Annotated in this window: 11 protein-coding genes; 7 read left to right on the forward strand and 4 right to left on the reverse strand. The window is 67.6% G+C overall.

Annotated features, from left to right (window positions below):
- Positions 1–6 precede the first annotated feature (6 nt).
- Positions 7–231 carry a DUF1127 domain-containing protein gene (locus JCR33_RS15990; RefSeq protein WP_198883112.1) on the reverse strand — a complete coding sequence of 75 codons (225 nt, stop codon included), beginning with the start codon at positions 229–231 and terminating at the stop codon, positions 7–9.
- Between the two features lie 88 nt (positions 232–319).
- Here JCR33_RS15990 and JCR33_RS15995 point away from each other — a divergent pair, with 88 nt between their 5' ends.
- Positions 320–1,012 carry an ArsR/SmtB family transcription factor gene (locus JCR33_RS15995; RefSeq protein WP_198883113.1) on the forward strand — a complete coding sequence of 231 codons (693 nt, stop codon included), beginning with the start codon at positions 320–322 and terminating at the stop codon, positions 1,010–1,012.
- A gap of 15 nt (positions 1,013–1,027) precedes the next feature.
- Here the strand turns inward: JCR33_RS15995 and acs are convergent, their stop codons facing one another.
- Entirely contained in the window at positions 1,028–2,974 is a 1,947-nt protein-coding gene (acs, locus tag JCR33_RS16000) for an acetate--CoA ligase (protein ID WP_198883114.1), read from the reverse strand.
- A gap of 290 nt (positions 2,975–3,264) precedes the next feature.
- Between acs and JCR33_RS16005 the strand changes: the two genes are divergently transcribed.
- The 6 genes from JCR33_RS16005 (at position 3,265) to JCR33_RS16030 (ending at position 9,640) form a co-directional block, all read left to right on the forward strand.
- Positions 3,265–4,269, forward strand: a complete 1,005-nt coding sequence (locus tag JCR33_RS16005; protein ID WP_198883115.1) for a TAXI family TRAP transporter solute-binding subunit — start codon at positions 3,265–3,267, stop codon at positions 4,267–4,269.
- A 223-nt stretch (positions 4,270–4,492) separates the two neighbouring features.
- A complete protein-coding gene (locus JCR33_RS16010; protein WP_198883116.1) occupies positions 4,493–6,757 on the forward strand; it encodes a TRAP transporter permease in 2,265 nt (754 codons plus the stop codon).
- Between the two features lie 84 nt (positions 6,758–6,841).
- A complete protein-coding gene (locus JCR33_RS16015) occupies positions 6,842–8,008 on the forward strand; it encodes a M20 aminoacylase family protein (protein WP_198883117.1) in 1,167 nt (388 codons plus the stop codon).
- Between the two features lie 2 nt (positions 8,009–8,010).
- On the forward strand, positions 8,011–8,631 hold the full coding sequence (locus tag JCR33_RS16020) for an HD domain-containing protein (RefSeq protein WP_198883182.1): 621 nt from the start codon (positions 8,011–8,013) through the stop codon (positions 8,629–8,631).
- Between the two features lie 102 nt (positions 8,632–8,733).
- Complete coding sequence (locus JCR33_RS16025; RefSeq protein WP_211110345.1) at positions 8,734–9,123, forward strand: hypothetical protein; 390 nt, start codon at positions 8,734–8,736, stop codon at positions 9,121–9,123.
- Positions 9,116–9,640: a hypothetical protein gene (locus JCR33_RS16030; RefSeq protein ID WP_198883119.1), complete on the forward strand. Its 525-nt coding sequence runs from the start codon at positions 9,116–9,118 to the stop codon at positions 9,638–9,640. The genes JCR33_RS16025 and JCR33_RS16030 overlap by 8 nt, the downstream gene beginning before the upstream one ends.
- A 57-nt stretch (positions 9,641–9,697) precedes the next feature.
- On the opposite strand, the gene JCR33_RS16035 is transcribed toward JCR33_RS16030, so the two are convergent.
- Together JCR33_RS16035 and JCR33_RS16040 are read right to left on the reverse strand one after the other, a co-directional pair.
- Entirely contained in the window at positions 9,698–10,183 is a 486-nt protein-coding gene (locus JCR33_RS16035) for a universal stress protein (protein ID WP_198883120.1), read from the reverse strand.
- 4 nt (positions 10,184–10,187) lie between these two features.
- Complete coding sequence (locus JCR33_RS16040) at positions 10,188–10,793, reverse strand: LolA family protein (RefSeq protein WP_198883121.1); 606 nt, start codon at positions 10,791–10,793, stop codon at positions 10,188–10,190.
- Between the last annotated feature and the right edge of the window lie 211 nt (positions 10,794–11,004).

Below are 11,004 nucleotides of genomic sequence, written 5' to 3' on the forward strand. Positions count from 1 at the left end.
TTCGGCTCAATCGCCGAGCCGTGAGGGCGGCACGTCCCAGAACGGGCGGCCGGCCTCCCGCTCCGCGTCGGCGCGGCTGACGCCGATGTCGCGCAAGGCGGCGTCGTCGAGGCGGGAGAGGGCGTCGCGCTCGCCGAAGAGGCCGAGGGCGAGGCCGAGGCGCGCGAGGATCCCGCGGAAGCGAAAGCGAGGCAGGCCGGTGCGGCGGCGGCACGTGAGGGTGGTCGACATGGCAATCTCCATGGGGGTCTGCGGTGTTTCCATGTCGCGAGGATAGGGGTACCGTCGACGTTCATACTTCGATGAAGGTCGAACCATCATGAAAGACGGACCGGACATCGCCCGCATCGCCTCCCTCATCGGCGATCCGGCGCGCGCCAACATCCTGTCGGCGCTGATGGGGGGTGTGGCACTGACGGCGGCCGAGCTCGCCGGCGAGGCGGGGGTGACGCCGCAGACCGCGAGCAGCCATCTCGCCAAGCTGGAAGAGGGTGGCCTGGTGGTGCCGCGGCGGCAGGGGCGGCACAAATATTTCGCCCTCGCGAGCGACGAGGTCGCGGGTCTCCTCGAGGGCCTTGCCGGCCTCGCCGCCCATCGCGGCCACACCCGCACCCGGCGCGGCCCGCGCGACGCGGCCATGCGGCACGCCCGCGTCTGCTACAACCACCTCGCCGGCGACCTCGCCGTGCAGATGTTCGACAGCCTCGTCGCCGAAGGCGCGCTCGACCTCGACCACGGCATCACGCTGACGCCGAAGGGGGAGGCGGTGATGGCGGGGCTCGGGGTCGATCTCGCGACGCTGCGGGCGGGGCGTCCGGCGCTGGTGCGCGAGTGCCTCGACTGGAGCGAGCGGCGCTCCCATCTCGGCGGCAGCCTGGGGCGGGCGCTGTTCGGCCGCTTCCTCGAACTCGGCTGGGTGCGGCGGGAGGAGGGCTCGCGCGTCGTGCGCTTCACGGGCGAGGGACTGCGGCGCTTCAACGCCGCCTTCCCCCGCGCGCTCGAGGCCGCCTGACGGGCGGCGCCCGGATCAGCCCTTGCGGTTCTGCCGGTTCTCGATGAGATCGTCGACCACGGCGGGGTCGGCGAGGGTGGAGGTGTCGCCCAGCGCGCCGAAATCGTCCTCGGCGATCTTGCGCAGGATGCGGCGCATGATCTTGCCCGAGCGCGTCTTCGGCAGCCCCGGCGCCCATTGGATGAGGTCGGGCTTGGCGATCGGGCCGATCTCGGAGCGCACCCAGTCGGACAGCTCCTTGCGCAGCGCCTCCGAGGGCTCCTTGTCGGACATCAGCGTGACGTAGCAGTAGATGCCCTGGCCCTTGATGTCGTGCGGGTAGCCGACGACGGCGGCCTCCGACACGGCCGGATGGGCGACGAGGGTCGATTCGATCTCCGCCGTGCCCATGCGGTGGCCGGACACGTTGAGCACGTCGTCGACGCGGCCGGTGATCCAGTAGTAGCCGTCCTCGTCGCGCCGGCAGCCGTCGCCGGTGAAGTAGTAGCCCTTATAGTGCTGGAAGTAGGTCTCCACGAAGCGCTGATGGTCGCCCCACACGGTGCGCATCTGGCCGGGCCAGGAATCGGCGATCACGAGCACGCCTTCCGTCGCCCCCTCGAGCACCTCGCCGGTGTTCGCGTCGAGCACCGCGGGCTTGATGCCGAAGAAGGGCGTCGTCGCCGAGCCCGGCTTGGTCGGCGTGGCGCCGGGCAGCGGGGTGATGAGATGCCCGCCCGTCTCCGTCTGCCACCAGGTGTCGACGATGGGGCAGCGCTTGGCGCCCACCACCTCGTCGTACCAGCGCCAGGCCTCGGGGTTGATGGGCTCGCCCACCGTGCCGAGGATGCGCAGCGAGGAGAGGTCATGCGCCTTCACCGGCTCGTCGCCCTTACCCATCAGCGCGCGGATCGCGGTGGGGGCGGTGTAGAAGGTCGCCACCTTGTGCTTCTCGCACACGGCCCAGAAGCGGCCGGCGTCCGGATAGGTGGGAACGCCCTCGAACATCAGGCTGATGGCGCCGTTCGCGAGCGGGCCGTAGACGATGTAGGTGTGGCCCGTGACCCAGCCGACGTCGGCGGTGCACCAGTAGATCTCGCCGTCCTTGTAGTCGAAGGTGAGCTTGTGGGTCATGGCGGCGTAGACCATGTAGCCGCCGGTGGTGTGGACGACGCCCTTGGGCCGACCGGTGGAGCCGGAGGTGTAGAGGATGAAGAGGGGATCCTCCGCGCCCATCTCCTCCGGCGGGCAGTCGGCGTCGACGGTGGCCTCGAGCGCGTCGAGCCAGTAGTCCTGCCCGGCATTCCAGGCGACTTGCTGGCCGGTGCGCCGCACCACCAGGCACTTCACGCTCTCCTTGCAGTGGAGGAGGGCGGAGTTGGTGTTGTCCTTGAGGTTGGTGGTGCGTCCGCCGCGCGGCGCGCCGTCGGAGGTGATGACGAGCTTGGCGTCGCAGTCGTTGATGCGGTTGGCGAGGCTGTCGGGCGAGAAGCCGGCGAACACCACCGAGTGCACCGCGCCGATGCGGGCGCAGGCGAGCATCGCGTAGGCGGCTTCCGGGATCATCGGCAGGTAGATCACCACGCGGTCGCCGCGGCCGATGCCGAGCTCCTTCAGCACGTTGGCGAAGCGGCACACCTTCTCGTGCAGCTCGCGGTAGGTGATGTGCTTGGCCTCGTCGGTCGGGGCGTCCGGCTCCCAGATGATGGCGGTCTGGTCGCCGCGCGTCGCGAGGTGGCGGTCGATGCAGTTCGCCGAGGCGTTGAGCGTGCCGTCCTCGTACCAGCGGATATAGACGTTGGGCGATTGGAAGGAGGTGTTCTTCACCCGCGTATAGGGGGTGATCCAGTCGATCCGCTCGCCTTCCTTGCGCCAAAAGGCCTCAGTGTCCTCGACGGAGGCCTTGTACATGCGCTGATAAGTCTCGGCGTCGATGTGGGCGTTTTTCGCGATGTCGGAGGGGACCGGGATCGTTTCGGTCATGACGTTTCCTCGCCTTCGATGTCTGCTCGTGGCCGTTTCTGCGACGATGGCGGTCGGGCGCGGAGGGGCGAGTGGCCGGCAGGTTCCATGCCAGCGTGCCACCGGGCCGCCCGCGCCGGGCCGTTTTCGCCCTAGCTCGCCTAGCGTTATCCCCAGAGCGGCGCGCCGTCCACCGCGCCAAAGAATGCGGCGAAATTGGGTAAACTCCTTCCACGGCACAAATGATTGCGGTTAAAGATTAACCCAATAGGTGCCGCGGGGGGCGCCTACAGACTTTGGAGGAGACGACTATGAAGCTCACCGCATCCGTCTGTGCACTCGCGCTCGGGGCGGCTGTCCTTTCCGGGCCGGCCCTTGCCCAGAGCGAAGATTATCTGCTCGCCACCGCCTCCACCGGCGGTACCTACTATCCCGTCGGCGTCGCCATCGCGACGGTGGTGAAGGTGAAGCTGCAGCCGAGCGACGGCATCAACATGAGCGCCATCAACTCCGCGGGCTCGGCGGAGAACATCGCGCTGATCCGCGACAACGAGGCCCAGTTCGGCATCGTGCAGGGTCTCTACGGCGCCTACGCGGCGGACGGCAGCGGTCCGTTCGCCGAGCAGGGCCCGCAGAAGGGCCTGCGCTCGCTCACCATGCTGTGGCCGAACGTGGAGCACTTCGTCGTGCGCTCCGACTTCGTCGATTCCGGCACCATCTCCGACATGGAGAACCTCAAGGGCAAGACGGTGTCGATGGGCTCGCAGAACTCCGGCACCATCGGCTCCAACCGCACCATCCTCGGCAATCTCGGCATCGACATGGATGAGGAATACGACCTCGCCTACATGGGCTACGGCCCGTCCGCCGAGGCGCTCCAGAACGGCCAGATCGACGCCATGTCGACGCCTGCCGGCGCGCCGGTGTCGGCGGTGAGCTCGGCCTTCGCCAACATGGGCGACGAGATCACCCTCCTCGGCTTCACCGACGAGCAGATCAAGGAGGCCAACGGCAGTTTCGACGAGCTCTGGACCGCCTACAAGATCCCCGCGGGCATGTATCCGAGCGTCGACAAGGACGTGACCACCATCGCTCAGCCGAACTTCCTCGCGGTGAGTGAGAGCGTGCCGGAAGAGACCGTCTACAAGATCACCAAGACGATCTACGAGAACCTGCCTTTCTTGCAGTCGATCCACCCCGCGACGAAGGCGATGAGCCTCGAGACCGCGATTTCCGGCCTGCCGCTGAAGCTCCACCCCGGGGCGCTGCGCTACTACGAGGAAGCCGGCGTCACCGTCCCCGATCGCCTGAAGTGAGGTGAGGGCGGAGGGAGCGATGCCCTCCGCCAGCACCTCCTGCGTGGTGGCATCGGTGCTGTCGCCGAAACCGGTTTGGTTGTGCGGCAGTTTAGCCGTTCCGCACCGCAACACATGCCGCTACAAACGGCGCTTCCTTCGCCGCGCGGACCCCTAGGGGCTCGCCGGCGCAGGCGTATTTGGCGTTAGCGAAACGACTGCGGACGAGCCTGGGAGAAGCAATGTGACGGACGTTGTGCGCGCCGAAGAACGCCCTCTGATCGATGTGGGCGAGGCGGGGGATCCGCCCGGGGTGCGTCAGCTGGCCCGCGGGCCGCTCGGCTACAGCTTCTTCGTCCTCGCGATCATCGTGTCGATCTTCCACGTGATCGCCAATGCCCTCGGCACGCCGATCGAACGCGGCCTCGTCGCGCTCGGCAACGACGTTCCCGCGCTCGCGCCGGTGCTCATCCCAACCGGCCACTGGTTCGGCGATCTCGCGACGCTGTCGACGCTGACCCTGTGCGCCGCTCACTTCGCGGGCTTCGCCCTATTGTGCGCGCTGCGCTATCCGTTGAAGCACTGCGAGACGGCGCAAGGCGCGCGCATCGTGCTCGTGATCGACATCGCCATCGGCCTTGCGATCGCGCTCTCCTGCGCCGGCCTCGTGATGAGCGAGAACGCCATCTATGCCCGCGGCGTGCGCCTCCTGCCGCAGGAGTGGGTGATGGCGGCGATCGTGGTTCTCGGCGCCATCGAACTGACGCGGCGCACCACCGGCCTCATCATCCCGGTCCTCATCGTCATCGCCGTGACCTATCCGACGATGTGGGGCTCGCAGATCCCGGGCGTCTTCCGCTTCGCCGGCCTGTCGGTGGAGACGGTCACCTTCCGCTCGATCTTCTCCGACGAGGGGATGTTCGGCACCATCGCCCAGATCTCGGCGACCTACGTCTTCATGTTCATCCTGTTCGGCGCCTTTCTGGTGCGCTCGGGGGCGGGAGACTTCATCGTCGACCTCGCCCGCGCGGCGGCCGGCCGCTTCACCGGCGGGCCCGGCTTCGTCGCCGTGCTCTCCTCCTGCCTCACCGGCACCATCTCCGGCTCGGCGATCGCCAACACCGTGTCGACCGGCGTCATCACCATTCCGCTCATGAAGCGCTCCGGCTTTCCGGCCCGCTTTGCGGCGGGGGTGGAGGCGGCCTCCTCCACCGGCGGCCAGCTGATGCCGCCGATCATGGGGGCGGGCGCCTTCGTGATGGCGAGCTACACTCAGATCGCCTACCTCGACATCGTCGCCGTGGCGCTGCTGCCGGCGATCGTCTACTTCGCCTCCGTGGCCTTCTTCGTGCGCGTAGAGGCCAAGCGCAACGGCATCGTCGGCGGCACGGAGGGGGAGAATGTGTGGACCGTGCTGAAGCGCGGCGGTCCCTCCTTCCTCATCCCGATCGTGGTGCTCATCGGCCTCTTGATCTACGGCTTCACCCCGACCTACGCGGCGGGATTCGCGATCCTCGCCGTCATCGTCGCGTCGTGGATCACGCCGGGGCGAATGGGGGTCCGCGCGGTGCTCGAGGCGCTCGTGCTCGGCGCGTCCAATATGATCACCACGGCGGTGCTCCTCATCGCCGTCGGCCTCATCGTCAACGTCATCGCGATGACGGGCATCGGCAACACCTTCTCGCTGATGATCTCCGACTGGGCGGGCGGCAACGTGCTCGTCGCGATCGTGCTCATCGCTCTCGCCTCGCTCGTCCTCGGCATGGGGCTGCCGGTGACGGCGGCCTACATCGTGCTCGCCACGCTCTCAGCGCCGGCGCTGCAGCAGCTCATCCTGTCGAACGCGATGCCGACCTCCGCGATCGATGCCGACATCATCGCCCAGATGGTCGCCGGCCATCTCGATGCCGCGGTGCAGCCCTTCTTCCTGCTCGCCGATCCATCCTCGTTGATGGCGTTGAGCGCGCCGATGTCGCACGAGCAGGCGGTGGAGCTCTACGCCAAGCTGCCGCCGGAGGTGCTCGACCAGATCTACGCCACCGCACGCGGCACGCTCGATCCCGCGGTGATCACCGGTGCGCTCCTGTCGGCGCACATGGTGATCTTCTGGCTGAGCCAGGATTCCAACGTGACGCCGCCGGTCTGCCTCACCGCCTTCGCCGCGGCGGCCATCGCCAAGTCGCCGCCGATGTCGACCGGCCTCGTCGCCTGGAAGCTCTCCAAGGGCCTCTACCTGATGCCGGTGATGTTCGCCTTCACCCCCTTCCTCACCGGCACGCCGCTCGAGATGGGGCTCTTGTTCGTGGTGGCGCTGATCGCGGTGTGGGGGCTCGGCGCGGCCATCGAGGGCTACTTCGAGGCGCCGATTCCCTGGTACGGCCGGATCGGCCTCTTCGCCGGAGGGGTGGCGCTGCTCTACCCCGGTGAATGGCTCCTCAACGTCGCCGCCGCGGCCGTGGTGATCGGGCTTCTCGCCCTCAACGCCGTCGCGTCGCGGCGCACAGCGTGATTGTGCACCCGCGAGGTCTATGCTTCAACGAACGCTTGGGCGCACTGGGGCGCCGTTGATCCCGATTCGCCGAGGAGAGCGCCGATGCCGATCGTGAACCGCTTCCACGACCTCGCCGACGAGATCACCGCTTGGCGACGCGATCTTCACGAACACCCGGAGCTTCTCTACGACGTGGAGCGCACCGCCGGCGTCGTGGCGGAGCGGCTGAAGAGCTTCGGCGTCGACGAGGTGGTGACGGGGATCGGCCGCAGCGGCGTCGTCGGCGTGATCCGGGGGAGGGGGCCCGGCGCCACCATCGGTCTGCGCGCCGACATGGACGCGCTGCCGATCCTGGAGAAAACCGGCAAGCCCTGGGCCTCCAAAACCTCCGGCAAGATGCACGCGTGCGGCCACGACGGCCACACCGCGATGCTTCTCGGCGCGGCGAAATATCTTGCCGAGACGCGCAACTTCCACGGCACCGTGGTGGTGATCTTCCAGCCCGCCGAAGAGGGTGGCGCCGGCGCCAAGGCGATGATCGTCGACGGCCTTCTCACTCGCTTCGGCGTCGAGAAGGTCTACGGCATGCACAACTGGCCGGGCATGAAGGTGGGCGATTTCGCCGTCCGGCCCGGCCCGCTGATGGCCTCGGCGGACCGGCTCAAGATCGTCGTCGAGGGCGAGGGCGGGCACGCCGCCCGGCCGCACCTCAGCTGCGACCCCATCGTCGCCGCGTCGGCCATCGTCACCGCGGCGCAGTCGATCGTCTCGCGCAACGCCGATCCCCTCGAGGCGGCGGTGCTGTCGATCACCATGTTCCACGCCGGCAGCGCCGACAACATCATCCCGCAGACGGCCGAGCTGCGCGGCACGGTACGCACCCTCAACGACGCGATGCGCGACATGATGGAGGAGCGCCTCGCGGTCGTGGTCGCGAGTGTCGCCGCCGCCTATGGCGTGCGCGCCGACCTCCACTATCTGCGCGACTATCCGGTGACGGTGAACGATGCGGCCGAGGCCGACTTCGTCGCCTCCGTCGCCGAGAAGGTGGTGGGGGCGAGCCGCGTCGACCGTGCCGTGGTCCCGACCATGGGCGCGGAGGACTTCTCCTTCATGCTGAAGGAGCGGCCGGGCGCCTTCATTTTCGCGGGCGTCGGCGAAGAGGTGGCCAACCTCCACAATGAAGCCTACGATTTCAATGACGAATTGATCCCCTATGGTTGCTCCTACTGGGCAACGCTGGTGGAGACGGCCTTGCCGAGAGCTTGATGATGAAGACTGTTAAATTCACGCGGATGTCCGAGGGGGACCGGGACGACTACATCTTCCTGGAAAAGCACGAGCGACAGTCGGCGACGGCGGTGGGCGACCGGCTGCTCGCCGCGCTGACGGAGCTCGACGAGGCGACCTCGGCCTATCGCGTGTCGCGCTACGAGCACTCGCTCCAGGCCGGCACGCGGGCCTGGTGGGACGGAGCGGACATCGACTGGGTGGTGGCCGCGCTGCTCCACGACGTCGGCGATCTCTACGCGCCCTACAATCACGACGAATATGCCGCCGCGATCCTGCGCCCCTATCTGCGCGAGCAGTGCACCTGGGTGGTGGCGAACCACGGCCTCTTCCAGCGCTACTACTACGCCCACCACTTCGGCGGCGACCGCGACGTGCGCAAGCGCCACGAATCGAGCCCCTACTACGAGGACGCCGTGGTGTTCTGCGACCGGTGGGATCAGGCGAGCTTCGATCCGGACTTCGAGAGTCTGCCGCTCGACCACTTCCGCTCGCTGGTGGAGGAGATCTTCAGCCGCGAGCCCTACCAGCAGCAGGTGATCGCCGCCGGCGTCCGCCGTCCGCTCGCGGACCCCGTCACCGCCGCCAAGCGCAAGGGCTGACCTCGGGGGCGGCGCCGCCGCCCTCTTCACGCGCGCCTGCTCGCGGTGTAGCCTTCCCGAATATTTAGTCAGATATTCGGGAAGTGCGCATTGCCGGATGCCATGGGCGATTTTTTCGCCGCCGTTCAAGCACAGACCAACATTCTCCTGACCATCGGCACCGCATATCTCGCGGGCTCGGTGGCGCTGATCGCTTCGCGGCTCGGGGTGATCGACAAGTTCGGCGTCGCATCATTCCGCCAGACGTGGCTCATCGTGGCCGCCGCCGCGTCCTTCGCCGCCTCTAATGTGGTCGGCTTCTTCATCTACATGCAGATCACCGGCGCCCACTATGAGGTTGCTGCCGGCTCGTTCTTGCCCGCCTCCGATCCCGCCGCCTATCGCCAGGTGCTGACATCGAGCGGGCTCATCCAACTCGTTTTCATTTTGTTGGGTTTGGCCTTTGGGCTCAGCTGGTTTTCCATCAACCTCATGAGAAAAAAGCATGAATAGATTTGTTTTGATCTCTCTGGCGGGCGTGATCGCGAGCGTGCCAGCCGTGGCGGACGACTTCGTGTCGATCGTCGAAACGGCGCGCCGCTTTTGCGCGACGCCGGCGGCGACGCAGCCGGGCGAGCTGACGAGCGTGTCGAAAGCCTGGATTGACGTGGCCCCTCGCATCCTCGATCGCGAGCCCGTCGCGGCAGACGATGAGCGCGGCTTTCTGAAGGACGTCGCCTCCGCTCAGCGGCAGAACGTCGACCCGTGCGCCGCGCTCGAGACAATGCTGGACAATAGCGCCCCGGCCGACGCCTTCGCCGGCAAGGATGTCACGAAGCTCGACGGCGCTCTCACCGCGCTCAAGAACGAGGGCTCGATTTCGGGGGTGACGCCGCGCGAGGACGTCCTGGCTCGCCTCCTCGTCGCGCAGAGCCTTGCGAACATGCGGAACCAGTGGTGCGCTTGGCCGTTCTGCGGGGAGGATGCCGAGATCGTCGCGCGGATCGCCCCGCCGCCGCTCGGCGACTGACGGGCGGCGGCGGGAGCGCGCTTCCCTCGGCGCCGATCGCGCCGAGGGAAGCGCGCGTCAGACGATGGCGTCGATCTCCTCGTCGGTGAGGGCGCCGGGGACGATGGTGATCGGGATCGGATAGGCTCCCGCCTGACCGCCGGCGATGGCGCTCACGAGCGGGCCCGGCCCCTCCGAGCCGGACGCGGCCGCGAGCACCAGAACGACGATCGAGGGATCCTCCTCGATCGCCTGGTGGATGCCGTCGGTGCGGTTGCCGATCACCACCTTGCGCTCGGGTTCGGCGACGCCCGGCAGCTTGCGGGCGAGGGCCGCGAGGGCGCGGTCAAGCATCTCCTGCGCTTCCTGCTCGGCTTCCTCGCGCATCAGATTCTCGACCCCCAGCCAGTGCTGGAACTCGGTGGTCTGCGCCACGCACAGGGCGATCACCGAGGCACCTGCCCGCTGCGCCCGCTTCGCCGCGTAGAGAAGGGCGCGCTCGCACTCGGGCGTGTCGTCGACGACGACGAGGAACTTGCGGACCTCGACCTTACGGGTGGGCATCGGCCTACTCGAGGATGCGCGTGTAGTCGATGTCGAAGAGATCCTCGTCCACCGGCACGCCCGTCGCGACGTTGTAGATCGACACGCTCGTCTCCTGGCCTTGGCTGTCGACTACGTTCCACTGCTTCAGCTCCTTCGTCTCGGCGTCGAAGAAGAGCGTCAGCGAGCCGTCGCCGAAAGCGGTGTTCTCCTCGATCCGCACCGAGATGAGGTCCGGCTGAACGTCGACGTCCGTCACCTTGGCGTCCTTGGTGAGGTCGATGGTGTTGTCGAGGAGGAAGCGCAGGGGGGTGCGCTGCAGCGGCCAGATGTCCTGCGTCGCGAGCTTTCTGTCGCGCACGGCCACCGACTTGCCGTCGGCGATGATGTCGAGCGTCGACGGCTTGTCGTAGAAGAAGCGCACCTTGCCGGGGCGCTGGATCGCGAAGCGACCCTCGGTGCGGCTCCCGTCCGGCCCGAACTGCACGAACTCGCCCTTCATCGTCTTGATGGAGTTGAAGTAGCGGTTGATTTCGGTAAGGGCGCTGCTCGTCGCCGCCGAAACCGGCGTCGCCGCCACCAGCGCCAGCGCGACAGCCGCCCAGCGCACGCGTTGGAAAATCGAAGTCATCAGACCCCTCCACTCCTCAGATCCTGTCGGCATCGCCGGATCCGACGTCACACCGTGAATGACCACACCTTGGGTTCGCCCTCAAGCTCGACAAGGGGACGAACGGACGAGGGACGAACAGACACCGAGACGAACGGTGGCGCCGTTCGATCGGATCCCGTCCACCCCTGTCACACGGTGGAAAGGTTAACCGATGGTGTCTATGGCCGTC

The sequence above is a fragment of the Acuticoccus mangrovi genome (assembly GCF_016411865.1).
Lineage (GTDB): Bacteria > Pseudomonadota > Alphaproteobacteria > Rhizobiales > Amorphaceae > Acuticoccus > Acuticoccus mangrovi.